This is a genomic window from Monashia sp. NPDC004114 (assembly GCF_053603855.1).
Genome location: NZ_JBSGGK010000003.1, coordinates 55747 through 80646, shown reverse-complemented (window position 1 = coordinate 80646; position 24900 = coordinate 55747). Strand labels below are relative to the sequence as shown.

At 71.2% G+C, this 24900-nt stretch carries 27 protein-coding genes; 12 read left to right on the top strand and 15 right to left on the bottom strand.

The genetic code is table 11. The features are described from left to right. Positions 1-15 precede the first annotated feature (15 nt). Positions 16-591 carry a hypothetical protein gene (locus tag ACWEOW_RS05230; protein WP_452268106.1) on the top strand — a complete coding sequence of 192 codons (576 nt, stop codon included), beginning with the start codon at positions 16-18 and terminating at the stop codon, positions 589-591. A gap of 95 nt (positions 592-686) precedes the next feature. On the opposite strand, the gene ACWEOW_RS05225 is transcribed toward ACWEOW_RS05230, so the two are convergent. Then, complete coding sequence (locus ACWEOW_RS05225) at positions 687-2147, bottom strand: sensor histidine kinase (protein WP_452268105.1); 1461 nt, start codon at positions 2145-2147, stop codon at positions 687-689. After that, positions 2147-2878, bottom strand: coding sequence for a response regulator transcription factor (locus ACWEOW_RS05220; RefSeq protein WP_452268104.1), 732 nt, complete (start codon positions 2876-2878; stop codon positions 2147-2149). Before ACWEOW_RS05220 ends, ACWEOW_RS05225 begins: the two co-directional genes overlap by 1 nt. Before the next feature lie 233 nt (positions 2879-3111). Between ACWEOW_RS05220 and ACWEOW_RS05215 the strand changes: the two genes are divergently transcribed. Then, the gene (locus ACWEOW_RS05215; RefSeq protein WP_452268103.1) at positions 3112-3627 is read left to right on the top strand and encodes a DUF6325 family protein; all 516 of its coding nucleotides are present in this window, start codon (positions 3112-3114) and stop codon (positions 3625-3627) included. Further along, positions 3627-3830, top strand: a complete 204-nt coding sequence (locus ACWEOW_RS05210) for a hypothetical protein (protein ID WP_452268102.1) — start codon at positions 3627-3629, stop codon at positions 3828-3830. The genes ACWEOW_RS05215 and ACWEOW_RS05210 overlap by 1 nt, the downstream gene beginning before the upstream one ends. Here ACWEOW_RS05210 and ACWEOW_RS05205 read toward each other — a convergent pair. The 4 genes from ACWEOW_RS05205 to ACWEOW_RS05190 form a co-directional block, all read right to left on the bottom strand. Further along, positions 3827-6574 carry a LuxR C-terminal-related transcriptional regulator gene (locus tag ACWEOW_RS05205; protein WP_452268101.1) on the bottom strand — a complete coding sequence of 916 codons (2748 nt, stop codon included), beginning with the start codon at positions 6572-6574 and terminating at the stop codon, positions 3827-3829. The genes ACWEOW_RS05210 and ACWEOW_RS05205 overlap by 4 nt on opposite strands. A 180-nt stretch (positions 6575-6754) precedes the next feature. Then, entirely contained in the window at positions 6755-7069 is a 315-nt protein-coding gene (locus tag ACWEOW_RS05200) for an SHOCT domain-containing protein (RefSeq protein ID WP_452268100.1), read from the bottom strand. 56 nt (positions 7070-7125) lie between these two features. Next, positions 7126-7596 carry a DUF6325 family protein gene (locus ACWEOW_RS05195; protein ID WP_452268099.1) on the bottom strand — a complete coding sequence of 157 codons (471 nt, stop codon included), beginning with the start codon at positions 7594-7596 and terminating at the stop codon, positions 7126-7128. Positions 7597-7716: 120 nt separating this feature from the next. After that, on the bottom strand, positions 7717-8280 hold the full coding sequence (locus ACWEOW_RS05190) for a cysteine hydrolase family protein (protein WP_452268098.1): 564 nt from the start codon (positions 8278-8280) through the stop codon (positions 7717-7719). 122 nt (positions 8281-8402) lie between these two features. Here ACWEOW_RS05190 and ACWEOW_RS05185 point away from each other — a divergent pair, with 122 nt between their 5' ends. Both ACWEOW_RS05185 and ACWEOW_RS05180 read left to right on the top strand, forming a co-directional pair. Continuing rightward, positions 8403-9290 carry a TrmH family RNA methyltransferase gene (locus tag ACWEOW_RS05185; RefSeq protein ID WP_452268097.1) on the top strand — a complete coding sequence of 296 codons (888 nt, stop codon included), beginning with the start codon at positions 8403-8405 and terminating at the stop codon, positions 9288-9290. 117 nt (positions 9291-9407) lie between these two features. Beyond that, complete coding sequence (locus ACWEOW_RS05180) at positions 9408-10043, top strand: VOC family protein (protein WP_452268096.1); 636 nt, start codon at positions 9408-9410, stop codon at positions 10041-10043. Positions 10044-10123: 80 nt separating this feature from the next. On the opposite strand, the gene ACWEOW_RS05175 is transcribed toward ACWEOW_RS05180, so the two are convergent. Genes ACWEOW_RS05175 through ACWEOW_RS05160 form a run of 4 tightly spaced genes read right to left on the bottom strand, consistent with a single transcriptional unit; the run spans position 10124 to position 13482 of the window. Beyond that, positions 10124-12484, bottom strand: coding sequence for a heavy metal translocating P-type ATPase (locus ACWEOW_RS05175; protein ID WP_452268095.1), 2361 nt, complete (start codon positions 12482-12484; stop codon positions 10124-10126). Next, positions 12481-12702 (bottom strand): heavy-metal-associated domain-containing protein, encoded by a 222-nt coding sequence (locus ACWEOW_RS05170; RefSeq protein ID WP_452268094.1) that lies wholly within the window; start codon positions 12700-12702, stop codon positions 12481-12483. Before ACWEOW_RS05170 ends, ACWEOW_RS05175 begins: the two co-directional genes overlap by 4 nt. A 37-nt stretch (positions 12703-12739) precedes the next feature. Next, positions 12740-13021, bottom strand: coding sequence for a metal-sensitive transcriptional regulator (locus ACWEOW_RS05165; RefSeq protein WP_452268093.1), 282 nt, complete (start codon positions 13019-13021; stop codon positions 12740-12742). 50 nt (positions 13022-13071) lie between these two features. Further along, positions 13072-13482 (bottom strand): MmcQ/YjbR family DNA-binding protein, encoded by a 411-nt coding sequence (locus ACWEOW_RS05160; protein ID WP_452268092.1) that lies wholly within the window; start codon positions 13480-13482, stop codon positions 13072-13074. Between the two features lie 507 nt (positions 13483-13989). Between ACWEOW_RS05160 and ACWEOW_RS05155 the strand changes: the two genes are divergently transcribed. Genes ACWEOW_RS05155 through ACWEOW_RS05145 form a run of 3 tightly spaced genes read left to right on the top strand, consistent with a single transcriptional unit; the run spans position 13990 to position 17560 of the window. Further along, positions 13990-14205, top strand: a complete 216-nt coding sequence (locus ACWEOW_RS05155) for a heavy-metal-associated domain-containing protein (protein WP_452268091.1) — start codon at positions 13990-13992, stop codon at positions 14203-14205. Continuing rightward, the gene (locus ACWEOW_RS05150; protein WP_452268090.1) at positions 14202-15182 is read left to right on the top strand and encodes a hypothetical protein; all 981 of its coding nucleotides are present in this window, start codon (positions 14202-14204) and stop codon (positions 15180-15182) included. Before ACWEOW_RS05155 ends, ACWEOW_RS05150 begins: the two co-directional genes overlap by 4 nt. Then, positions 15182-17560, top strand: a complete 2379-nt coding sequence (locus ACWEOW_RS05145; protein ID WP_452268089.1) for a heavy metal translocating P-type ATPase — start codon at positions 15182-15184, stop codon at positions 17558-17560. Before ACWEOW_RS05150 ends, ACWEOW_RS05145 begins: the two co-directional genes overlap by 1 nt. Positions 17561-17785: 225 nt before the next feature. Here ACWEOW_RS05145 and ACWEOW_RS05140 read toward each other — a convergent pair whose 3' ends face one another. After that, positions 17786-18694, bottom strand: coding sequence for a peptidoglycan-binding domain-containing protein (locus ACWEOW_RS05140; RefSeq protein ID WP_452268088.1), 909 nt, complete (start codon positions 18692-18694; stop codon positions 17786-17788). Positions 18695-18790: 96 nt separating this feature from the next. Here ACWEOW_RS05140 and ACWEOW_RS05135 point away from each other — a divergent pair, with 96 nt between their 5' ends. Genes ACWEOW_RS05135 through ACWEOW_RS05125 form a run of 3 tightly spaced genes read left to right on the top strand, consistent with a single transcriptional unit; the run spans position 18791 to position 20994 of the window. Then, positions 18791-19681, top strand: coding sequence for a DUF2589 domain-containing protein (locus tag ACWEOW_RS05135; RefSeq protein WP_452268087.1), 891 nt, complete (start codon positions 18791-18793; stop codon positions 19679-19681). A gap of 21 nt (positions 19682-19702) precedes the next feature. Then, entirely contained in the window at positions 19703-20386 is a 684-nt protein-coding gene (locus tag ACWEOW_RS05130) for a hypothetical protein (protein ID WP_452268086.1), read from the top strand. Positions 20387-20388: 2 nt separating this feature from the next. After that, entirely contained in the window at positions 20389-20994 is a 606-nt protein-coding gene (locus ACWEOW_RS05125) for a hypothetical protein (RefSeq protein ID WP_452268085.1), read from the top strand. Positions 20995-21041: 47 nt separating this feature from the next. Here ACWEOW_RS05125 and ACWEOW_RS05120 read toward each other — a convergent pair whose 3' ends face one another. From ACWEOW_RS05120 to ACWEOW_RS05105, 4 genes are all read right to left on the bottom strand, one after another. After that, on the bottom strand, positions 21042-21404 hold the full coding sequence (locus ACWEOW_RS05120) for a hypothetical protein (RefSeq protein WP_452268084.1): 363 nt from the start codon (positions 21402-21404) through the stop codon (positions 21042-21044). Between the two features lie 5 nt (positions 21405-21409). Then, positions 21410-22822: an adenylosuccinate lyase gene (purB, locus tag ACWEOW_RS05115; RefSeq protein ID WP_452268083.1), complete on the bottom strand. Its 1413-nt coding sequence runs from the start codon at positions 22820-22822 to the stop codon at positions 21410-21412. A 132-nt stretch (positions 22823-22954) separates the two neighbouring features. Further along, positions 22955-23731 (bottom strand): VOC family protein, encoded by a 777-nt coding sequence (locus ACWEOW_RS05110; RefSeq protein ID WP_452268082.1) that lies wholly within the window; start codon positions 23729-23731, stop codon positions 22955-22957. A gap of 36 nt (positions 23732-23767) precedes the next feature. Then, positions 23768-24292 (bottom strand): low molecular weight protein-tyrosine-phosphatase, encoded by a 525-nt coding sequence (locus ACWEOW_RS05105; RefSeq protein ID WP_452268081.1) that lies wholly within the window; start codon positions 24290-24292, stop codon positions 23768-23770. Positions 24293-24387: 95 nt separating this feature from the next. Between ACWEOW_RS05105 and ACWEOW_RS05100 the strand changes: the two genes are divergently transcribed. Next, a complete protein-coding gene (locus tag ACWEOW_RS05100) occupies positions 24388-24891 on the top strand; it encodes a YybH family protein (protein WP_452268080.1) in 504 nt (167 codons plus the stop codon). Positions 24892-24900: the final 9 nt, after the last annotated feature.

The following is a 24900-nucleotide window of genomic DNA, read 5'->3' as shown; positions in this document are numbered from 1 at the left end:
AGCCGGGAGGCAGTCATGACGATCAGAAGGGCCACCGCCACCGCGATGAGCGCGCTGGTGCTCGGCGCCGCGGCGGTCACGTTGGGCGGCTGCGCCAAGCCGGCGCCGGGGGACCCTGACCTGGGGCAGGCGCAGGCGCAGCAGGCCGGCGCCGACGGCGACACGATCGACCTCGTCGCCGCCGCGACGGAGGTCCCGACCCAGAGCGGCGGGCCTGATGTGGGTGCGGCCGACCGTGTCGGCCTGCGCGCGCGGATGCTTCGCGCCCTGCACGCCACGTGGGTCACCGAGGGCGCGAACGGGACGGTCACGCACCAGGCCGTGCGCGGCCAGGTCACCGGGGTGTCGAGCACGTCGATCTCGGTCAAGGCCAAGGACGGCTTCACCCTCACCTACGCCGTCACCCCCGACACGAAGGTCAGGGTGCGGGTGGCAGGCAGGGGGTCGGCCGCGACCATCGACGCCGTCACGGTGGGCGACAAGGCCCTCGTCACCGGCGTCGGCGCGACGAACCCCGCGGCCCGTCTCATCGTCTTCCACAGTGGGACGCCCCGGCCGTCGAGCTCTTCCTCCCCTAGCGCGACGAGCTGAGGGTGGCTTCCCGCCGCGACCGGAGACGGGCCGGTCGCGGCGGAGGGGCCGCCCTCCACCGCCCAGTCCACTCCCGGTCGATGTATCAGCGCGGCCTATTCGACGCGGTAGTACATCGACCCGGAGGTGGGCCCGGAGGTGGACGCGGAGGTGGACGCGGAGGTGGACGCGGAGGTGGGCGCGGGGGTGGGGAGGCGGAGCGTGAACCGGGCGCCGCCCTCGGCGGCGTGGCCGGCCTCGACGGTGCCGCCGAGCAGGGTCGCCAGGCGCCCGACGATGGCCAGGCCCAGCCCGGTCCCGACGGGCCGGATGCCGCGGTAGCGGTCGTGGAGCACGGACGGCTCGAAGGCCACCGCGATGTCGTCGTCGGTCAGGCCCGGTCCGCCGTCACGCACCTCGACGACGGCCGCGACGGCCGAGCCGGAGCCGTCCACCCGGATCTCGACCACGATCGGGCGCCCCGACGGCGTGACCCGCAGCGCGTTCTCCAGCAAGCCGTCGACGAGCTGGCGGACCCGCGCGGGGTCGGTCGTCGTCCAGGCCTCCGACACGCCGTGGACGTACGAGAAGGGAACGCCGACCGCACCGCATCGCCGCGACCACACGTCAGCCAGCTCACCGCCGAGGGCCACCAGGTCCACCCGCTCAGGGGTGAGACTCGGCTGGTCGGAGCCCAGACGGGCCAGGTCGAGCAGGTCGCCGACCAGCCGTTCGAGGCGCTTGGCCTCGGTGAGCACCACCGCGCCGACCCGTGGGGCGTCCTCTGGCGGCACGACCCCGCTCGCGAGCGACTCGGCATACCCGCTGATCCCCGTCAGGGGCGTGCGCAGGTCGTGCGACACCGACAGGAGGAAGTCGCGCTGGCGGCCCTCCGACCTCGACAGCGAGCCGGTCAGGGTGTTGAGGGCGCTCGCGACCTCGGCGACCTCGTGAGGTCCCTCCACCGGGACCGCCACGTCGCGCCGTCCGGCAGCGAGGGCGTGCGCGGCGTCCGCAGTCCGCCGCAGCGGGCCAGAGAGGCGCCGCGCGACCGCGGCGCTGACGACGACCGCGACGACCGCCGCGATCGCCAGGGCGAGCAGGACCCGCCGGACGAGCAGGTCGGACTCGGCGGTCGCGTCCGACTGGCGCTGCACGAGCAGGATGCCGCCTGCATCCGTCGGGCGACCCTCGACGAGGACCCGGGCCCCCTCGAGGTCGTCGCGGGCCGAAACCGGATGGCCCGCGAGCAGGGCCCGCTGTCGCGCCGGGGTGAGGGCCAGCCGCGCGAGGGCGCTCGTCGACGTGACCGCGCCGCCCCTTCCGACGCTTGCCGACTCGATCCCCAGCACCCGAAGGGTCCGCACCGCCCGGGCCTGGGACACCAGGGCCGCTGCGCCCGTGTCCGCGCGCACCGCGGCTCCGTCCGCGATCCGCGACAGGGTGCCGCGCGCCGACGCGTCAGCCGGTGACCGGGTCAGCCCGACTGCGAGCGCCCCGGCGAGCAGCGCGGTGAGGATCGCGATCCCCACCGCGAGCAGGGTGATCCGGCTCGAGAGGGAGCCTCGCGACGCCATCAGCCCTGCTCCGCGTCGTCCCGGTGAGCGCGCTCGGCGGCATACCCGACCGAACGCACGGTGCGGATCGGGCTGGCGTCTCCGAGCTTCGCGCGCACCTGGGCCACATGCACGTCCACGGTCCGGCCGCCGGCCGTCGAGGCGTACCCCCAGACATCGCTGAGCAGCTGCTCCCTGGTGAAGACGACGCCGGGACGGCGCATCAGGTGGACGAGCAGGTCGAACTCGGTCGCGGTCAGCGCCACCGCGCGTCCGGCCACACGGACCTCGTGGCTGGCGAGGTCGACGCGCAGCGGTCCGTGCCTGAGCACCTCGGGAACCACCGCGTCACCCCGGACGCGTCGCAGCACCCCGCCGAGCCGGGCTACCAGCTCCCTCGGAGAGAACGGCTTGGTGATGTAGTCGTCGGCTCCGAGCTCGATGCCGAGGATCCGGTCGATCTCGTCGTCGCGAGCCGTCACGAAGAGCACGGGCGTCCAGTCACCGCTGCCGCGCAGGCGACGGCACACCTCGATCCCGTCGAGCGTCGGCAGGCCGATGTCGAGCACGACTGCGCTCGGGCGAAGGTCGTGCACGGCCTCGAGAGCGGCCTGACCGTCGGCGACGACCTCGACGCCGTAGCCGGCTGCGCGCAGGTTGAGGCGAAGGACGTCCGCGATCGCGGGCTCGTCCTCGGCGACGAGCACGAGGCCACGCTGCTGTGAGGCCGGACCCGGCCGGTCGGTGGACACGGTGCGAGCGTAGTGACGCGCGGACCCAGGCACATCACGCCGATGTCAGGATCGTGTCAAGGCCCCAGGGGCCTCAGGGCCAGGAGGGGTCGCCTACCCCGGTGAGGGTGGTGTGCGACTACCCGCCGAGCGGACAGCATGGCGCCACTAACCGACGGAGCTCAGGGCAGGACGGCTCGACGAGCGGCTCGTGCAACCCTCTGCGCGCCGCCTGCATTGTCTGGAGGTTTGCGATGACAGGCGACGAGGGGCGGGGCTCGCCGGCCCGGGACACACCAGACACCACACCAGACAACGCGCCAGATCTGGACCTGGTGGAGTACGTGGTCGTCGCGCTGCCGGAGCTCTCCTCGGCGGTCCCCGTGGCCGACGCCCTCAAGCGCCTCGTCGACACGTCCCAGATCAGGATTCTCGACGTCGTCGGCGTGACCTCCGACCTCGCCGGGCGGGTGTCGGTCGTCGAGCCGGAGTATCTGCCGGGGTTGCGGCGCCTGCACGGCGCCGACGGGAGCGGCCTGGGCGCGGCCGGGTTGCTCAGCGACGACGACATCGCTCTCGCGTGCCGGGGTATGCCGGCGGGATCGTCGGCGCTCATCGTCGTGGCCGAGGACCGCTGGGCTCAACAGCTCGCGGACGCCGCGCGGACGAGCGGCGGCCAGATCCTCGGCGGCGAGCGCATCCCGCGGCACCGTCTCGAGCAGTCGCGTCGATCGCACGCGCGCTTCGACCTCGAGAACGAGGAGGTCTGATGGACGCCGGGAGCGGCACGTCGCGTCGTCGTCACGCCGACCTGCTGCGTGATGCGCCGGACCTCGACCGTCGCGACGACGCGGCTCCGTCCCCCGTGCCCAGTCGTGTCGACCAGGTGCGGGAGCTGCTCGACCTGGTCGACCGCGGCCTGCTGTCGGAGGAGGAGTTCGAGCGTCAGCAGGCCAAGATCGTCGGGTCCTAGCGCAGGTGCCTGCCATGGGCGCGCAGGGTGGCTGAGGTGCTGCCCTGCGACCCCGCCGAGCCGGCCGGCCCGCTTGACCCGCTGCCCCACGACAGCAACCGGAGCCGCCGCGCCTGCTCGACCGCCTCGGCCCGGGAGTTGACGCCGAGCTTGCGGTAGATGACGCGCAGGTGGAACTTCAGCGTGTTCTGCGAGACGAACAGCTCCGAGGCGATCTCACGCAGGGTCAGCCGGCTCGGCAACAGGCGCAGCACGTCGCGCTCGCGGTCCGTGAGCCCCTCGACGAGGCGTGGCAACGGGGTCGCCGCCTCCTCGTGCCCGAGCACGACCGCCCGCCGGAACCGATCCATCCACCCGTCCGGCACCCGCCAGGCCGAGAGCTCGACGAGGTCGACGAGGCCGCTGGCCTCGGACGCGACGGTGCGAAGCATGCCATGCTCCGCCGCGAGCTCGATGGCCTCCTCGACGGCCTTGAGGGCCCGCTCGCGGTCGTCGACCGTGGCACGCGCGAGGACCAGGCCACGCACCACGCGGTGCCGGGCACACCGCGGAACGGCGGTCTCGAGCGCGTCGGTCGCCGCGGCATACCTCCCGCGCGCGGTGTCGATGCGGGCAGCCCAGACCGGCCCCCAGAAGGGGTCGCCGACCCGCTCCGCCCAGTGCTCGGCGGCATCGACGTCATCCCCGGCCAGCGCGAGCGCGGCCCCTGCGCCGGCCAGCCACGTCATCGCGCCCGCCCCGGCGAACTGCTCCTGGCACAGCTCGCGACCGCGCTGGAACAGCGCGTCGGCCGCCGCGAGGTCGTCGTCGGCGACCCGCGCGGCCACGAGCTCGAGGAGCGCCAGGACCTGGACGTAGGTGCTCGGGTATGCCGGCTGGTCGGCCAGCGCGTGCAGGGCCGACTCGGCGCGCTCGCGGTCCCCGAGCTCGCGCGCCGCGATGGCGCCGGCGAGGTCGAGCTCGGTGCGCAGCGAGGCCCGGTCCCCGGCCTGGGTGACGTGCCGGATGCCGGCAGCGACGCGCAGCGAGTCGAGCGGGTGGCCGGCGAGGACGAGGCCGACCGCCCTGGCCCCTTCGTGGGCCAGCCGGCGCTCCGGGTCCGCTCCGACCTGGACCCGCACCTCGCCGACCTCGGGGCCGTCGTCGTCCCACCGTTCGTCGAGGGCGATCCCGTGCGCGACCAGCCCCCACGCGAAGCGGCCGAGCGGGTGTCCGAGCGCTTCGGTGCCGAATGCCGCGAGGGCGTCGCGGGCGGCGTCCTCTCCGGCCCGCCAGTCGCCGTTGACGAGGGCGGCAGCCGACTGGAGGACCTCGATGGCGCCCGCTCCGGCGCTGTCGACCGAGTCGGCATCGCCGGGCGTGCGTACCCTCGCGGCGAGCTCGGCCCGGGCGAGAGCGTCGAGGAATCCGCGACGGTCGACCATCAGCTGGCACCAGGCGAACCGCACCATCGAGTCCAGGTCCGCGCTCGACACCTCCGGGGGGATGTCTGCCACGACCCGGCGGACGACCGACCTGCGGCCCGCGTCGACCAGGCTGACCGCGATGTCGGACAGCAGGCGCAGGGCCTGTCGCGGCTCGCCGGCCTCGAGCCACTGCTCGAGCGCTGCCGGCTCGTCGCCGACGCTCTCGAACCAGTGCGCCGCACGGGCGTGCTGCTCGAGCAGCCGCTCCGGCCAGCGGCGCCCCAGCTCGGCGAGCAGCATCTCGCGGACCAGGCTGTGCACCTCGAACCAGCCGCCAGCGTCGAGGCTGGTGACGAACAGACCCCTCGACTCCGCCTCCATGAGCAGGTCGCCGGCATCGCTGCGACCACTCAGTGCCTCGGCGAGACCGAAGTTGACCCGGTCGACGACCGAGATGCGAAGGAGTAGGTCGATCATCTCCTCGTGCTCGCCCTCGAGCACCTCGTGCCAGACGTAGTGGTCGATCAGCCGGTCCGAGCCCGGCGCGAGGGCCGACCTGTCCGATGCGTCGGTGCTCTGCGGCACGCGGTTCACCCGGATGGCCAGGGCCGCCAGCTGCAGGGCAGCTGCCCACCCGCCCGAGCGGTCGGCGACCTCCGAGAGGACTTCGGGCGGCACCGACGGGCACAGGCCGGTCAGCATCTCGGTGGCCTCGGTGTCCGAGAAGCGCAGGACGTCGAAGGCGATGTCGGCGAGCTCGCCGCGAGCCCGCAAGCGGTCCACGGGCAGGGCCAGGTGGTGCCGGCTGAGCAGCATCAGGTGCAGCCACGGCGGTCGGTGCTCCACGAACGAGACGAGTGTGGCCCGGCTCACCGCGTCCTCGCCCAGATGGTGCAGATCGTCGATGACGAGCACCGCCGAAGGCGGGTCCGCGAGCTCGAGATCCTCACCCAGCACGCGCAGGGCGTCCTCGAGGCCATGGGTCCTGCGCACCAGCGGCAGCGCCCGGTCGGCCACTCCCGCCGCCAGCCCGTCGAGGGCGGTCATCATCGAGGCCCAGAACTGGGCCGGCTCCCCGTCGGCGTCATCGAGGGCGAGCCAGACGGCACGGCGCGCGCCGCGACGCACCCAGTCGGCGGCCAGCGCGGTCTTGCCGGCTCCCGCCGGTGCGACCAGGGCGGTGACCGGAAGGTCGGCGAGCTCCTCGAGCAGCTCGGTCAGGCGCGGGCGCGTGACGAAGTGGTCCGGCGTCGACGGCACGCGGAACTTGGACCTGAAGAAAGGCGAGTCGAAGCGCCCGCGCTGAACCAGCGAGCTCGACGGTGTGGATCGATCCACGTGACCCTCCCGATGCACGACCCCAGACATGCGTGACCCGGCGTCCTCCTGGCACGGTAACCAGGGGGACGCCGGGTGCGCAGCACTTCTGGCGCGGTCGGGACCGCACTCACCCGCTGGGGGTGAACGACCAGCCGGACGAACCGGCGGTCAACCGGACAGTGCGGTGGTCAGCGGTGGTCAGCCGGCGAGCAGCTTCGCCTTCTGGGCCTCGAACTCGGCGTCGGTGAGGATGCCCGCCGCCTTGAGCTGCCCGAGCTTCTCCAGCTGGGCGATCATGTCGTCGGTCCCGCTGCCGGCGGGTGCCGCAGGGGCAGGCGGCGGCGGAGGCGGTGGGGCGTACTGCTGCTGGTACTGCTGCTGTGCCTGCTGCTGCTGGTACTGCTCGTGCTCGTACTGCTGCTGGTCCTGTGCAGCCCAGCGACCTGCCTGGCGCCGGGAGACGCGGTTCGAGACGGCGGTCGCCGTGCCCGCGACGACAGCCGTGCGTGCCATTCCACCTATCAGGCCCATGTCAGTTCCTCTCGTGTTCCACTCGATCGCGGGTTGGTTCAGACCGGTTCCGGTTGGCCGGCCCCGGAGGCTCCCTCGGCGGCCTCGAGCTGGTCGAGCGCGTCGAGGACCTCGGTGGCCGGGATGCGGCCGCTGGAGATGACCTCCGCGCCCACCTCACGCAGCGCGGCGACGAACGGCCCCGCCCACGTGTTCTCGTACACGATGAGGCCGACGCCGTTGCCCGGCGCGATGAGCGAGGCCGACTCCTGGAGGTCGTCGTCGCCGAGCAGCCCGGACTCGACGCCCTCGAAGACCGCGAGGTCGAGGATCCCGTCGCCGTCGAGATCGGTGAGCGCCACGGCGCTCATGACGCCGTCGGCGTCGACGACCGCAGCCCGCATGTCGAGGACGCGGATGATCCCGGCCTCCACCAGATCGACGATGGCCTGCATCGCCTTGCCTTCGAGCCTGGCCGCCGGGAACTCCACCGCCAGATAGTCGATCGGCCCTACTAGTGCATCGGTCATGACTTTCCTCCCGCCGTGCCTTTGGACGATGCAGACGACGCTGCCACCGGGCCGGGTGGTTCGCGTCCACCCCCAGCGGGGTGGGTTGGGCCGAGGACCGCACCAGCCCGGGAGCCCCCGTCAGGCCTCGGCGGAGAAGTCCACCTCCGCGGTGGGGACCGTGCCACCCTTGCGGCCCTTGGCCTTGGACTCCGACCAGTAGGCGTTCGTGTGTGCGACGACCTGGTCGGGGCTGACCGGGATGCCCCACGGGCGGAGGTCCTCCGTCGTGTGGGCGTCGCCGACGAGGGTCGCGTCGTACCCGCGCACGAGGGCGCCGTGCAGCGTCGAGCGGATGCAGGCGTCGGTCTGCGCGCCGGTGACGACCAGGCGGCCGACCTTGCGCTCGGCGAGGCGCTCCTCGAGATCCGTGTCCTCGAACGAGTCGTTGTACTCCTTGTGGACCAGGGGCTCGTCGGCCAGCCGGGTGAGCTCGGCGACGTACTCCCACCCCGGCGAGCCCTGCGGCATACCCTCGTCGGAGTGCTGGACCCAGATGACGGGGACGTTCTGCGCGCGTGCCTTGTCGACGAGGGTGTTGATGTTGGCGATGACGCCGTCGCGGTTCCACGCGTTGCCGACGACATCGTTCTGCACGTCGACGACGAGCAGCGCGGTGTTGGGCCGGTCGCTGAGCGAAGTCACGAGATCCTCCTGCTTGGGTGCGCTCGGGTGGGCTCCGGCAGGCCCTGCGAGCGGCGCCTGCCCGTGGGTCCACGCTAGGAGACACCCCCGACACTCCCAAGGGGTGCGATGCTGGGCCTGCCATGACGACGCCCCCCGCTCGCGAGCTCAGCATCACCTCTGCGTCCAACCCGCGCCTCAAGGGACTGCTGTCGCTGCGTCGTCGTCGCACGCGTGAGGAGACCGCGCAGACCCTCGTCGAGGGTTACGAGGAGATCGGTCTCGCGCTGTCCGCGGGGGTGCGGCCGGTCGCGGTCTACGTCTGTGAGGAGCTCTTCAGCGTCGCTGGGCGGGCCGGCTCGCAGCACATCGGCCAGCAGGCCGACCTGATCGACCGGCTGCGCGCCGACCGGGTCGAGATCGTGCACCTGGCTCGACCGGCATTCGAGAAGGTGTCCTACCGCGAGGGCCCCGACGGCCTGCTCGCGGTGGTCCGGGCCGTCGGCGGCCCGGTGGCCGACCTTCAGGTCGACGGGCCCGACCATCTGACGCTGCTGTCCCAGGGCGTCGAGAAGCCCGGCAACCTCGGGGCGATGCTGCGGACCGCCGACGCGGCCGGCGTCGACGCGGTCGTCGCCGCCGACCCCGTCACCGACTGGGGCAACCCCAACGTCGTGCGCGCGAGCAAGGGAACGGTCTTCGCGGTGCCCGTCGCGAGCGGCACGACGGCCGAGGCGCTCGACTGGCTCAGGGCCCACGACGTGCGGCTCATCGTGACCACGCCGGAGACGGACCTGCTCCACACCGACGTCGACCTGACCGGGCGCGTCGCCGTCGCCGTGGGTGCCGAGAAGCACGGCGCCGACGCCACGCTCCTTGCAGCAGCCGACCAGCTGGTTCGAATCCCCATGCACGGCAAGGCGAACAGCCTCAACGTGGCCGCCTCCGCAGCGATCGTCCTCTACGAGGCAGTGCGCCAGCGGAACCTCGCAGGTCGAGTGAGCGCTCCGTCCCACGAGTCACGCGCCTGAGCGCAGCGTGCGCCGTCATGCGTGGGACGGAGCGCTCACTCGACCACAGGCGGGGGCCGAGCAGGGCAGGGGAGGGGTGGTCAAGAGCACCCCATCGGGTGTGTCACGATGTTCTGTATGCGAGTTGACCATGTGTCGTATGCAGCGGAGGCCGGAGGCCTGAAGGCCACGGCCGACCGCTTGTCCAGGCTGATCGGCGTGGCCCCCGTCGACGGCGGTGTGCACCCCCGGTTCGGCACCCGCAACGTGATCTTCCCGCTGGCCAAGGACCACTATGTCGAGGTCGTCGAGGTGCTTGACCACCCGGCCTCCGACAAGGCGCCCTTCGGTCAGGCCGTCCGGGCCCGGTCAGAGGCCGGCGGCGGGTGGCTCGGCTGGGTCGTCGCGGTCGACGACATCAGCAAGGTGGAGCGCCGCCTCGGCCGCGACGCCGTCGACGGCAACCGGCACCGCCCGGACGGCACCGAGCTCAAGTGGCGCCAGCTCGGCATCAAGGGCCTCATGGCCGACCCGCAGGTGCCCTACTTCATCGAGTGGGACGACATGACGGTCCACCCTTCGGCCGGTGCCGACACGTCCGTCTCGATCGACAACCTCCAGATCGCCGGCGACCCCAAGCGGGTGCGCGAGTGGCTCGGTCCGGAGGACACGTTCGACAAGGGCGGCATCGACTTCACGTTCGTCGCCCCGCACGGCACGCCGGGCCTGCTCTCGGTCACCTTCGACACCCCGGCCGGCAAGGTCACCATCTGAACCGACACCTGTCGCTCGCATCCGGACGGCGGCCGCTCCCCACGTGGGACGGCCGCCGTCCGGCATTCCCACGTATGCCGTCAGCGGCCGTAGCGCTTGAGGCGCAGTGAGTTCGTGACGACGAGAACGGACGACAGGGCCATGGCCCCGCCCGCGATCATCGGGTTGAGCAGGCCGAACGCGGCCAGCGGGATGGCGGCGGTGTTGTACCCGAAGGCCCACGCGAGGTTCTGCCGGATCACGCGCAGCGTCTGCCGGGACAGACCGATGGCGTCACCGACGGCGTCGAGGTCCGACCGGACGAGGACGATGTCGGCGGAGTCCATCGCGACGTCGGTGCCCGAGCCCATGGCGAGGCCGAGGTCGGCCTGTGCGAGCGCGGCGGCGTCGTTCACCCCGTCCCCCACCATGGCCACGACGCGTCCCGAGGCCTGCAGTGTCTTGACCACCTCGTGCTTGTCCGCGGGCAGCACGTCGGCGCGCACCTTGTCGGGGTCGATCCCGACCTCGTCGGCGACGCCCCGCGCGTTGCCGGCCGCGTCGCCGGTGAGCAGGTAGGGCGTCAGACCCAGGCCGCGCAGCCGCCGCACCGCGGCCGTCGAGCTGTCGCGGACGGTGTCCTCGACGGTGAGCGCCGCCCGTGCGATGCCGTCCCACCCGACGAAGACCGTCGTCCCCGCGTGCGTAGCGGCGTGCTCGAGGAGCTCGGCGTCGACGGTCTCGAACAGTGCGGCCTTGCCGACCGTGACCTCGGTGTCCTTGATCCTCGCGCTGGCGCCCTCGCCCGGGTTGGCGGAGAAGTCGCGGATGCGGGGCAGGTCGATCTGAGCCAGGGCCGCCCCTGAGACGATCGCGTCGGCGATGGGGTGCTCGCTGCCCTGCCCGACCGCAGCGGCCGCGGTGAGCGCGGCCCTCTTCGACAGCCGGCCGAGCACGGCGATGCTGCTGAGCCGGAGCTCGCCCGTGGTCACGGTGCCGGTCTTGTCGAGGACCACGGTGTCGACGCGGCGGGTGTTCTCGAGGACCTGCGGGCCCTTGATGAGGGTGCCGAGCTGCGCGCCCCGGCTGGTGCCGACGAGCAGGGCGGTCGGAGTGGCGAGGCCGAGGGCGCACGGGCAGGCGATGATGAGCACGGTCACCGCGACCGCGAGGGCGCGGGCCAGGTCATGGCCGGTGAGCAGCCACGCGACGAAGGTGCCGAGCGCGACGACGAGGACGGCCGGCACGAAGACCGCGGACACCCTGTCGGCCAGGCGCTGCACGTCCGCCTTGCCGGTCTGGGCCTGCTCGACGAGCCGCTGGATGCCGGCCAGCATCGTGTCGGACCCGACCCGCCTGGCCTCGATGACGAGCCGGCCCGTGGTGTTGACCGAGCCGCCCGTCACCTCGGCGCCCGGGGTGACGTCGACCGGCGTCGACTCGCCGGTGACCAGGCTGGCGTCGACCGCGCTGTTGCCGTCGAGGACGATCCCGTCGGTGGCGATCTTCTCGCCGGGCCGCACCAGGAACTGGTCGCCGACGACGAGCTGGTCCACCGGGATCCTCAGCTCGCTCGTGGTCCGGGTCCGAGGGTCGATGCGCAGCACGGCGACGTCCTTGGCGCCCAGGTCCAGGAGGGAGCGCAGAGCCTCCTTGCCGGAGTCGCTCGCGCGCGCCTCGAGGGACCGCCCCAGAAGCAGGAACGTCGTGACGACAGCCGCCACCTCGAAGTACAGGGTCCCGCCTCCGCCGGGGTGGGTCACGAGCTCGACCAGGGAGTAGCCGTATGCCGCGAGCACGCCGAGCGAGACGAGGGTGTCCATCGTGGACCCGGCGTGCCGCGCGGCGATGGTCGCGGCGCGGTGGAACGGCCAGGCACACCACACGACGACGGGCGTCGCGAGCGCGAGCTGTAGCCAGGCGCTCACGGGATGGTCGGGCAGCAGCATGGCGAGCACGACCAGCGGCACCGTGAGCGCGACCGCGACCAGGAGGCGCGGACGCAGAGACGTCTGCGCCAGCGGGTGCTCGAGGTGGTTCGCCCCCTGCCCAGCATGCCCAGAGTGCCCAGAGTGCCCAGCGTCGTGGTCGGGGTGCTGAGGACCGGCATGCGTGTCGTGCCCCGGGTGGTCCTGGTGGGAGGCCCGCAGCTTCTCGAGGAGAGCGCCGGCGGCCGGCTTGTGGCCCGCTCCGGTGTCGTCCAGGACGCGGGCGCCGTAGCCGGTCTTCTCCACCTCGGCGACGATCTGGTCGGTGGTGACGGGGGGCAAGTAGCTGACGAACGCCTTCTCCGTCGCGAGGTTGACGGTCGCCGACCTGACGCCCGCGACCTTGGCGAGCTTGCGCTCGATCCGGGCCGAGCAGGACGCACAGGTCATCCCGGTGATCGCGAGGCGGACCTGCCCTGAGGGCTCAGCTGCCTCAGGCCTGGGCGGGTTGACCGGCGCCTCGCCGTTGCTCATCGGAGCGCGTAGCCCGCCTCGGCGACGGCGGCCTCGATGACGGATGGGTCGAGCGGCCCCTCGCTCGTGACGGTCACGGGAGAGTCGGCCCCCGGGCGGAGGTCGACCATGACGACGGTGACGCCAGGGATCGCGGACAGCTCCCCGCTCACGGCGGCCGTGCAGTGCCCGCACGTCATCCCGGCGACGGTGATCTCGGTCAGGGTGCTTGCGGTCATGGGTCCTCCTCGGTCGGTCGGGGGTGCCGGGGACGGCTCAGCTCCGGACGAGGCGAGCGATCGCGTCGGCCGCCTCGCGGACCTTGATCTGGGCCGCCTCGTCAGACTCGCGGGCAGCGTCCACCACGCAGTGCGAGACGTGGTCCTCGAGCAGGCCGAGGCTCACGGCCTGCAGCGCCTTGGTGATCGCGCTGACCTGGGTCAGGATGTCGATGCAGTAGGTGTCGCTGTCGACCATCTTCTGCACGCCGCGCACCTGCCCCTCGATACGGCGTAGCCGCTTCAGGTAGTCGTCCTTGCTGCCGGTGTATCCAGGCATGGCACCTCCTCGTGGACGACAACATCATACCCAGGCGGGGTATTTCTCCGTCATGGCTCGCCGTCGAGGTAGCGGGCGGCGAGCCGCTTCGGTGCCCGTCTCAGCCAGGCGTCGGTGATCACCTCGCGCAGCACGGCCACGGTGAGGCGGCCGAGGTCGCGCTCCAGGAGCAGCACGGCGTTGTACCCGTTCCAGTGGGGCGTGGTGAACCACGGCGAGTCCGCGTCGGCGACCATCGACTGCTTGTCCTCGGGGGTGCACTGGAAGGCGAGGACGTCGGTGTAGAGCTCGCCGGTCTCGGGGTCGAAGGCGTCCTTGCGGGGGCCGCGCGCGAAGGCGAACACCTTGCCGCCGACCTGGTACGACGGCCGGCCGCCGCTCGGAGGGTCGCGAGTGACCTCGGGCAACGCGAGCGCGATGTCGTCGATGTCGGCCAGACGTGCCTTGCGCGAGCGAGCCATGCCTCTGCACGTTAGCCCCCCACCATCACATGGGCTCGCTCCGCTCGCCGTGTCCGGCGCGCCTTAACGTCACGCCTTCCCTATCTTTGGGCTCGCTCCGCTCGCCAGTTCGGCGCTGCCTGACGTCACGCCTTCCCTCCTCGACTCGCTCGCTGGCGCTCGCTTCGCTCGTCGGTCCAGACGTGACGCGCCCCGAACCCTCGACTCGCTCGCTGGCGCTCGCCATATCTTCGCGCTCGCTCCGCTCGCGGGTCCGGCGCGCCTTGACGTCACGCCTTCCCTCCTCGGCTCGCTCGCTGGCGCTCGCTTCGCTCGTCGGTCCAGGCGAGACGCACGCCGGACTGGCTCATCAGTCCAGGCGCGACGCGCGCCGAACCCGGCATACCGACAGGACTCCAGCCAGGGATACCCCTAGCGGGTATGTCGAGGAGGCGCTATGGTGGTAGCGAGGGTACCCCCTAGGGGTATTAAGAGATGTACGTCACACCGACTCGAAGGGGCACGACCATGAGCCAGACCAGCACCTACACCGTCCTCGGGATGACCTGCGGGCACTGCGTCTCGTCGGTGTCCGAGGAGGTCGGGGCCATCCCGGGCGTCCACGAGGTCGTCGTCGACCTCGCCTCCGGGCAGCTCACGGTGACGAGCACCGCGCCGGTCCATGCCGCGTCGGTCCGCGCCGCCGTCGAGGAGGCCGGCTACGCGCTGGCGGATGCCTCATGAGGATCGACGACCTGTCGACCACGACGAAGGTCACCGGGTTCGCGGTCGGGCTGGCTGCGGTCTTCGCGGTCGCACTCGGCGTCGGGTCGCTCGTCGGGTCGGATACCCCGATGACCGCGGCGACCGCGGGTCACGACCAGTCCGGTGCCGACGCCCACGGACACGGCTCTCCATCCATGGGCTCTCCGAACGAGCCCGCCAGCGAGCTGCCCGGCGGCCTCGCGGTCGCCCAAGAGGGGTACGCGCTGAAGCTCGCGACGCCCACCGCCGCGGCCGGAGCCGGCGTGCCCGTCTCGTTCACGATCGCGGGCCCCGACGGCAAGCCGGTGACGGCGTTCGACATCGCCCACGAGAAGCAGTTGCACCTCATCGCCGTGCGCCGCGACCAGTCCGGCTTCCAGCACGTCCACCCGACGCTGGCCGCCGACGGCACGTGGTCGACCAGGCTCGACCTACGGCCGGGCACGTGGCGGCTCTTCGCCGACTTCACCGCCACCGGTGCGTCGCCCCTGACGCTGGGCGCGGACCTGTCGGTGGCCGGCGACTTCCAGCCGGTGCCCACCCCTGCCGCGTCGCGGACGGCATACGTCGAGGGGTATGCCGTCACGCTCGCGGGCGACCTCGTCGCCGGCGCGGACGCACGGCTCACCCTGTCAGTCACCAAGGACGGCAAGCCGGTCACCCACCTCGATCCCTACCTCGGCGCCTACGGCCATCTCGTCGCCCTCCGCGACGGCGACCTGGCCTACCTGCATGTGCATCCCGACGGCGAGCCCGGCGACGGGCAGACCCGCCCCGGCCCGGACGTCGTCTTCCACACCACCGCGCCGAGCGCGGGCATCTACCGGCTGCACCTCGACTTCCAGCACGAGGGCGTCGTGCGCACCGCGTCCTTCGTGGTCCGCGCGAGTGGCACTGCGCCACAAGGTAGCCCGGCGCCCATGACCCCCAGCGACAGCCACGGAGGAGGGCACTGATGGCCGCGATCAGCCCACTCGACCTGCCCGCGGCAACTGACGCGGTCGAGCTCGAGATCACGGGCATGACCTGCGCGTCGTGCGCGAACCGCATCGAGCGCAAGCTCAACCGGCTCGAGGGCGTCACGGCGACGGTCAACTACGCCACGGAGAAGGCCAAGGTCCAGTTCCCCGGCACCGTGTCGCTCCACGACCTCGTGGGCACCGTCGAGGCGGCCGGATACGGCGCGACCGTGCCCCCGCCCGTCACCTCGCCGCCCGAGGATGCCGAGCGCAGCGCGACCGAGCGCCGCGCGGACGGCCACGGCAGCGACGAGCCCGGCCAGGCGGCATACGAGCACGTGCGCTCGCTCCGGCAGCGGCTCGTGGTGTCGACGCTGCTCACCATCCCGGTCATCGCCATGGCGATGGTCCCGGCCCTGCAGTTCACCAGCTGGCAGTGGCTCTCCCTCACGCTCGCGGCCCCGGTCGTGGTGTGGGGCGGCTGGCCGTTCCACCGCGCGGCGTGGACCAACCTGCGCCACGGCACCACGACCATGGACACGCTCGTCTCGCTCGGCACCATCGCCGCGCTGGGATGGTCGGTCTACGCGCTCTTCTGGGGCACGGCCGGGATGCCCGGCATGACCCACCCGTTCGAGCTCACCATCGCTCGCACCGACGGCTCGGGGAACATCTATCTCGAGGCCGCGGCCGGCGTGACGACGTTCATCCTCGCGGGCCGCTACTTCGAGGCACGCTCCAAGCGCCGGGCCGGCGCCGCACTCCGGGCCCTGCTCGAGATGGGCGCCAAGGAGGTCTCGGTGTTGCGCGACGGGCCGCACGGACCGACCGAGGAGCGTATGCCGGTGGGCTCGCTCACGGTCGACATGCGGTTCGTCGTCCGGCCCGGCGAGAAGATCGCGACCGACGGCGTCGTCGAGGAGGGCACCTCGGCGGTGGACGCCTCGATGCTCACGGGCGAGTCGGTGCCGGTCGAGGTGGGTCCCGGCGATGCCGTCGTCGGGTCGACCGTCAACGCCGGGGGCCGACTCGTCGTCCGGGCGACCCGCGTCGGGGCGGACACCCAGCTGGCGCAGATGGCCCGGCTCGTCGAGGACGCCCAGAACGGCAAGGCGCCCGTGCAGCGCCTGGCCGACCGCATCTCCGGCATCTTCGTGCCGATCGTCATCGCGCTCGCGGTGGCGACTCTCGGCTACTGGATCGGAACCGGGGCCGGTGCATCGGCGGCCTTCACCGCTGCCGTCGCCGTGCTCATCATCGCCTGCCCGTGCGCACTAGGCCTCGCGACCCCGACGGCTCTGATGGTCGGCACGGGGCGCGGCGCCCAGCTCGGCATCCTCATCAAGGGCCCCGAGGTGCTCGAGTCGACCCGCCGGGTCGACACGATCGTGCTCGACAAGACCGGGACCGTGACGACGGGCCGGATGGTCCTGCAGTCAGTGGTGGCGGCGGACGGTGAGCAGGCCGACGACGTGCTGCGTCTCGCGGGGGCGGTCGAGGACGCGTCCGAGCACCCGATCGCGGCGGCCATCGCCACGGATGCCCGGGCCCGGTTCGGGTCGCTGCCGGCTGTGAATGGCTTCGCGAGCACCGACGGTCTCGGCGTCCAGGGGGTCGTGTCTGCGCCGGCCGGCGTGGGCGCGACGGACGGTGCGGCCGCAGGCGCCGGGATGGCGGTCGTCGTGGGCCGTCCGGGGTTCGTCGCGGACTGGGCGGTGGCGCTTCCGGCCGAGCTGGAGCAGGCCGTCGACGAAGCTCAGGCCGCCGGTCGCACGGCGGTCGTCGTCGCCTGGGACGGTGCGGCTCGCGGTGTCCTGGTCGTCAGCGACGAGGTGAAGCCGACGTCGGCGCGCGCCGTGTCGGAGCTCAAGGCGCTCGGGCTGCGGCCGGTGCTGCTGACCGGCGACAACGAGCGTGCCGCTCGTGCCGTGGCCGCAGAGGTCGGGATCGAGACCCACCACGTCATCGCCGAGGTGCTTCCCTCGGAGAAGGTGGACGTCGTCAAGGGCTTGCAGGCACAGGGTCTCGTCGTGGCCGTGGTCGGGGATGGCGTCAACGACGCCGCAGCCCTGGCCCAGGCCGACCTCGGGCTCGCGATGGGCACCGGCACCGACGTGGCGATCGAGGCGAGCGACCTGACGCTGGTCCGTGGCGACCTGCGCGTGGCCGCCGACGCGATCGGGCTCTCGCGCCGGACGCTGGCTACGATCAAGGGCAACCTGTTCTGGGCCTTCGCGTACAACATCGCCGCGCTTCCGCTGGCGGCGGCGGGCCTGCTCAACCCGATGATCGCCGGCGCCGCGATGGCGTTCAGCTCGGTCTTCGTCGTGTCGAACAGTCTCCGCCTCCGGCGCTTCACCCCCCACGTCGAGTGAGCGCCCCTTCTCGTCGAGTGGGCGCCCCTTCTCGTCGAGTGGGCGCCCCGTCACATCGCAAGTCAGGTCGCCGTAGGCGTCGCCATAGCAGCACCGATGGCGACCGGACCTGCGACCGGATGTCGGGTGTTTCTGATCCGGTGCGCATTTCCCGCACTAATTGAAAGGTCACGCATTTCCGGTGGTAGCGATGTGGCCTTCCGGGACTGGAGTGGTTTCTGAGTCCTATCGACCGAGCCCGTTCTTGAACTCGACGTGCACATGGCTCTTTTCGTCGAATACCAACGTCGCTCCGAGTCCCTGGCACAGAGACTTGATGCCGCTGTTGTCTCCCTCGATGTCAAGCGCATAGCCCGAACCGTGCTTGCTCTTGCCCGGAGAGGCAACCGGGGCGGCAGCAAGGTCGAATGTGGTCGGGCTCTTCTTGCTCTTCTCCTTGAGGTTCGCCCGCGCCGTGACCCGGCCGAAGCTCTCCTTGGCGCCGCGCAACACCTCGTAGCGCCGGAGGGCGTCCTCCGCGCTCGAGCGGTCCTCGGGCTTGCCTACCGGGCTTGACGTGTAACCCGACGACGGGTCTGGGGCGCAGGCGACGAGGTTCGAGCGGATGTTCTGCACGTCGTCGCGGTCCTGCCTGTCGAGGGGGAGTGTGAGGGCGTGCTCCGCCATCTGGAGCAGGTACTCCCAGTGGTAGTTGACCTTCCAGAACTGGTCTGAGTCAGAGAGGTACCCGCCGATGATCTTCGCCCGCAACGAACCGAAGCGTGGGATCAAGTTGTCGATGATGCGGGTCGTCACCGCCGTCTCCTGCACCCGGGAGTCGACCCGCTCGGCACGCATCTGACGGTCGGCCGCCCTCGTCTCGGTGTTCTCACCCGTTCCCCTGGTCCCGGGCCCTGAGCTCAGCGCCCGGAGCGTCCTGCTGTCCGGGTCGACCCGGCCGTCGGGGCTCTGGATCCCGAGGCTCCGCGTCTGGAAATGCCGGATCGCCTCGATGGTGCGCGGTCCGGAACGGCCATCCACCGACAAGGACCGAAGGGGTGTCAGGTCCTGCCGGTTGAGCAGGTCCTGCACCGTGCGCACGTCACGCTCGAGGTTGTCACCGCCCTGTCCCACGGATCCTTCGATTTCTGCCATGTCATTTCTTCCTGTTCTTCAGACGCATGGATCCGAGCGCCGTAACGTTGATTGTTGCAGCGAGAAGCAAGCCACACAGTGATTCAGGGGGAATTCATGGCAAGTGAACCAGGGCGAGAGCTCTCGTCGATCGACTTCCGTTCGATGCTCGGCGGGCCCCTCATTGCCGTCGTCGATGCACAGGCACAAGCCGCTATGAGCTCGGTGAACTTCATCAAGGCGGTGGGGTTCAAACCCGGGAGTGCGGACGACCCGACCAAGGCGCAGACCGGCGATCCAATTTATGTATCGTTCAAGTATCCGAAAGAGGTCGCGCCCTACCAGCCCGCGGTGGCTGCGCGGGTCAGCGCCATCCAGGTCACGGACGGTGGCAGCGGCTACACCACCGCACCCACGGTCACCGCAAGCGGTGGCGGCGGCTCCGGCCTGGCCCTGACCGCGCAGCTCGGTGCGGGGGGAGCGGTCGCCTCGGTCGCGATCACCGACCCCGGGACCGGCTACACGGCAGCTCCGAGCATCACGATCCAAGCGTCACCTGGTGGCAGCTCGGCGACGGCGACAGCGGTGTTCCAGGCCGCGACGGCTGCCCAGCCGGCCCAGTTCCAGACGATGCATCTCGAGGTGCCGATCCTCACCATGTTGCCGATCCCGTTCATCCGGATCGAAGAGACCACGATCGACTTCAACGCCAAGATCAACTCGGTCGAAGAGGTCAAGACGGACGAGACCTTCAAGTTCGACGCCTCTCTCGACACCACGGTCAAGTACCCGCCGCTCTTCGCGGTCGCGTCGGTCAACCTGAAGGTGTCCACCTCCTACCAGAAGAACACCCAGACGGGCACGAAGGTCGACCGAACGTACTCGATGGCCGTGCACATCAGGGCGACGCAGGACGAGATGCCTGCGGGGATGGAGAAGCTGCTCGGCATCTTGGAGGATGCCATCAAGGCTCAGCCGGTCAAGGCGCCTGCTGCGGTCGAAGCCTGAGCCGTCCCGACGTGGGCTGACATGCCGTCTCTTGGGGAGGTCATCGGAGCGCTGCTGTCCAATGTGGCCCAGGCGCGGGCCGCGGCGGATCTCGAGGCAGTGAGGATCGCGCGCGCCTACAGCTCGGACCCGGTCATGAAGCTCCTGTCCATCCCTCGCATTCGGCTGCCTGAGGTGGTCGTCGACCTTCCACTGCTCATTGCGGACGTCGGTGTCGGCGAGGAGAAGGCCATGGGCTGGTCGGTCGCCAAGCCCACTGCCGGTGAGGTGACCAAGGCGGTCCGGAGTGCCCTGACGGAATCGCGTCTGAGGCTGCCTCGCCCCGACAGCGCAAGCGTGATCGCGGCAGCAGTGGATGCGGTGGACAGGGTCTTCGCCGAGGGCGAGCACCGGTTGCTCACTCCGCAGGGTGTGGCGACCAGGGTCGCCGACGCTGCGGTCGACACGGTGAAAGCATCGGCGAAGGGCGCCGCGATGGCCCCCGACCTGCAGGGTTTCCCCGAGTCCGCCGCCGCGTCCTTGAACCAGCTGTTCGACAGCAAACGGATGGTGTCGCCCTCGGTCGAGGTCATCGTCGGAGCCGAAGAGATCAGGGCGAGAGCGGACAACACGAATGTCGTTCGCATTCGGCTCAACGTGACCGAGGACGCCTACGAGATCCTCGAGGAGCCCGACGGTGACGGCTTCCGCCTCACTCCGGAGTGACCGTGGCCCTCAACCTGATGCAGTACGAAGAGATCGTCTCGCTGCTGCAACGCGTGTCCGGCCTCGTCGACAAGCTCGAAGCGCGTGACTCCGAGTTTGCAGACGGGGTGCAGCACTGGCTGAAGGACTGCGAGATCGTCTTGGAGAACAATCGGATCCCAGCCGTCTCGCAGATCGCGACGGGCCGCGCGGTGCTGATCCAGGCCACGAGGGGCGTCCGACTCGAGGAGCTCGACATCTCGGGTCGGCCCAGCCCGCGGAAGGTGCGTGACGCGACAGCAGCGCTCGTGCTCCAGCGTGGCACCGATGTCCTCAACACCGTGATCGTCGAGCGGCAGGCGGTCTTCCAGGAGGCAGAGCGCATCGCGCGGCAGGTCCTCGCCATCGCGCAGGCCAAAGGGATGATCCCTGACACCACTGATCGAGTAGCCGATCGCGAAGCGGGTCATGAGACCGAGCAGGAGGCAGGTCACGGAAGGCTCACCCGTCTGCAACGAACCATCGGGTCAGACGCGGACCTGGCCGGCGTGTACGCCCACCTGCTGGCCCTGGTCGGCACGACGGACGTACTGGTCTTCTTCGACCGCGCGCTACAGACCTTGAGCTGAACCCGGGCCCGCGCGCCCGAGCACGCAGCCGATCAGTCGGCCTCCGGTCAGGTCCAGTCGCGGAAGACGACGCACACGGTGGTCGAGTCGAGCAACGCGAACTCCCTGGCACCGTACTCGCGCCGGATGATGCCACCCCCCGACGGGTAGGTCGGATGCAGCAGGTCCGGCCGCCTCGCAGCGATGTCGGCGTACACCGCGTCGATCGCGTCGGTCTCGATGGCCAGCTCCGGGCGGTCCTTCGCGGCATACTCCGCGTCCTCGACGAGGTAGACCTTGCACGCATCGCGCCCGGCGACCACGAAGTCCCCGGACTGATGGAGCACCTCCATGCCGATCCCGTCCACGAACAGGTCCAGCCCGACGCTGAGGTCGTCGTAGAACACCTTGGGGATCAGCGACGTGAGCACGAGAGTCAGCGGAGGTAGTCGTCGACGAGGCGGGCGGCAAGGGCCGTGTAGGTCTGGGGTGTCAGCGCGAGGAACCGGGCCTCGACGTCGGCCGGCAACCCGAGGCCGCGGACGAACTCGCGCAGGTCGTCGCCGGTGATCCGTCGCCCGCGGGTCAGCTCCTTGAGCCGCTCGTAGGGCTCCTCCATGCCCGGAACCCCTTGTGCACCAAGGGCCCTCATTGCAGACTGGATCGGCTCGCCGAGCACCTCCCAGTTGGCCTCGAGATCTGCGGCCATGGCATCGGGCACGGCGTCGAGCCCGGCGAGCCCGCGCGAGACGTTGTCGAGGGCCAGCAGCGAGTGGCCGAAGGCCGTGCCGATGTTGCGCTGCATGGACGAGTCGGTGAGGTCGCGCTGGAGGCGGCTCTGCACGAGCGTCGAGCCCAGCACGTCGAGCAGCGCGTTGGAGACCTCGAGGTTGGCTTCGGCGTTCTCGAAGCGGATCGGGTTGACCTTGTGCGGCATCGTCGAGGAGCCGACCGTGCCCTGGCCACGGACCTGGGCGAAGTACCCCATCGAGATGTAGGTCCAGACGTCGGTGCACACGTTGTGCAGCACGCGGTTGAAGCGCGCCATGTCGGCATACAGCTCGGCCTGCCAGTCATGGCTCTCGATCTGGGTGGTGAGCGGGTTCCACGTGAGGCCGAGCCCCTCGACGAACTCCCGCGACACCGCGGGCCAGTCGACGTCGGGCAGCGCCAGCGCGTGGGCGCCAAAGGTGCCCGTCGCGCCGTTGAACTTCCCGAGGTACTCCTGCGCGCCGATCCGGCCCAGCTGCCGGCCGAGCCGGTGCGCGAGGACCGCGAGCTCCTTGCCCATCGTCGTCGGGGTCGCGGGCTGGCCGTGGGTGTGGGCGAGCAGCGGCACGTCCTTGAGCTCCCGCGCCATCGTCGAGAGCTGCTCGACGAGAGCGGCCGCCCGGGGCAGCCAGACGTCCTTCACGGCACCCTTGACCATCAGGGCGTACGACAGGTTGTTGATGTCCTCGCTTGTGCAGCCGAAGTGGATGAGCTCGGCCAGGCCCCGGTCCTCGGGGGCGGGCGCGATCTCGGCGAGACGCTTCTTGAGGAAGTACTCGATCGCCTTGACGTCGTGCACGGTGACCCGCTCGATCTCGGCCAGCTCGGCGACCTCCGCGGGCCCGAAGTCGTCGACGACGGCACGTAGCGCGCGGACCTCGTCGTCGCTCAGCTTGCGCACTCCGGGAACGACGCCGTGCGTCGTCTGGAACACGAGCCACTCGACCTCGACATGGACGCGAGCGCGGTTGAGCGCTGCCTCGGAGAGGTGGTCGACGAGCGGAGCGACGGCAGCGCGGTAGCGGCCGTCGAGCGCCCCGAGCGCGATGGGCGGGTTCGCGTCAGCGAGAGATGCCATGCCGGCATTCTCCCAGAGCGTGCGCGTGGCACTGGCCGGCGTCCGGCCGACCGTCTGGGGGGCGACCCGCGCAACGGTGCCGACGGCATACCCCAGCGGTGTCGGCGGCAGCGACGACGACGCCAGAGGACGTCAGTCGAGGTCAGGCACGAGGATCGAGAAGACCTCGCCCTCGGGGCCGCAGAGGACGGCGCCCACGCCGTAGGGACCGTCGAAGGGCCCCTGCAGGAGCTTGGCGCCGAGGTCGAGGGCCCGGGCGAGCGCCGACACGACGTTGTGGGTGGCGAACGACGCGACCCAGTGGGCCGGGATCGCGGCCGGCCACCCGCTGTCGATCTCGGAGAGGCCGTATGCCGGGTTGCCGTCTCCCGTGTGCGCGGTGGCCCAACGCGGCCCGCCGGGCTCTGTCTCGTCGGTGAACTCGTGCCCGAAGACACCGAGCTGGAAGGCCTGCACCCGGTCGTAGTCACGCGTGAGCAGCTCGTTCCACGTCAGCGAGCCGGGCTCGTCGAGGACGCCGGACCCCGGCAGGTCTCCCGGCTCCCAGACGCCGAAGTACGCACCACCCGGGTCGAGCGCGATGAGGGTCCGAGAGAGGGCGCCGATGGCGACCGGGTGTCCAAGGGTGCGCCCGCCGTAGGCGTTGATGGCGTCGGCGGCGGCGTTGATGTCACCGACCCGCAGGTAGGTCGTCCACTGGCTGGCGATCGGCGCGCTGTCGGGCTTGTGGCTGATCCCTGCAACGGGCTGCCCCCCGAGCAGCGCCATGGTGTAGCCGCCGGTCGCGGGGTCCCCCGCCAGCCACTGCCACCCGAAGAGGTCGGCATAGAAGGTCTTCGCTCGGTCGACGTCGCTCACGAGCAGGTCGACCCAGCAGGGAGCCCCATAGGGGTAGTCGGGCACACTCACGTTCTGGTCTCGCTCTTGGTCTCGCTCTGGTCTGGCTCAGCTCAGGTTCTCGGGCTCTGGTTCGTGGTTCAGCTGCTCCCTGACGTGGTCGAGGATGCCATGGCAGGCCGCCTCGACCTCGTCGAAGCACCGCGCGAAGTGCTCGTCGCCGCCGTACCACGGGTCGCTCGTCTCGAGCGTCCCGGCGGCGACGGCCTCGGGGTCGAACTCTCGCACCAGTCTGATCTTCGCGCGGTTGTGGGGCGTGCGCGCGAGCCGCTGCAGGGCGCGCACGTGGCCCTCGTCCGAGGCGAGGACGAGGTCGAGGTCGTCGAACTCTGCAGGGTCGAACTCCCGTGCCCGGTGGGTGGATCCGTCGTACCCGTGCTCGGCGAGGACCGAGATGGTGCGGGGGTCGGCGTGCTCTCCGACGTGCCAGTCGCCGGTGCCGCTCGAGGTGACCGTCACCCGGCCGTTCAGGCCCGCGTCGTCGACCAGCTGCTCCAGGATCACGTGGCCCATCGGCGACCTGCAGATGTTGCCGCTGCACACGAACGTGACGTGAAGTGGGCGAGACGACATGAGCCCCATTCAACACCTCCGATCAAGAGGCGATGCCCTCCTTGCCGACAGCGGGGGGTCGCAGGGGTGTCGGTGGCGGGTGCAACGGTGTGGCCATGACGACGACAGCCGCCGGTGTCCCTGCCCCCGAGCTCCTCGAGCTGCGCTTCGCCGAGTGCGTCGCGCACGGCGACCTCGACGGCATCCTCAGGCTGTATGCCGCTGACGCCGTCGTGAGTCTGCCGCGCGGTCGCGAGGCGGCGGGGCACGTGGCTATCCGCGCCGCGTTCGCGGCTGCGCTGGGTGCCGGCGCGCTGGCTGCACGCGCCCCGGAGCCCGGGAGCGGGGGCAACGCACGGGTGATCCGGTGCGGCGACCTGGCGATGACGACGTCGACCTCGCTCGATGGGACGGTGCAGACCCAGGTCGCCCGCCGGGAGGCCGACGGCAGCTGGGTCTGGGTGCGGGACGGATCGCGGCTGCGGGAGGTCGATGTGGCGCATGCCGACCGCTTCTCGGTCACTCCGGAGACGGCGGCCGGCGGCCCCGACCTCGGGGCCGAGCCGGTCGATGAGCCGGTCTCCGGGCACGAGTTCGGGACGCACGCGGCCGTGGCGTAGGTTCCTCGT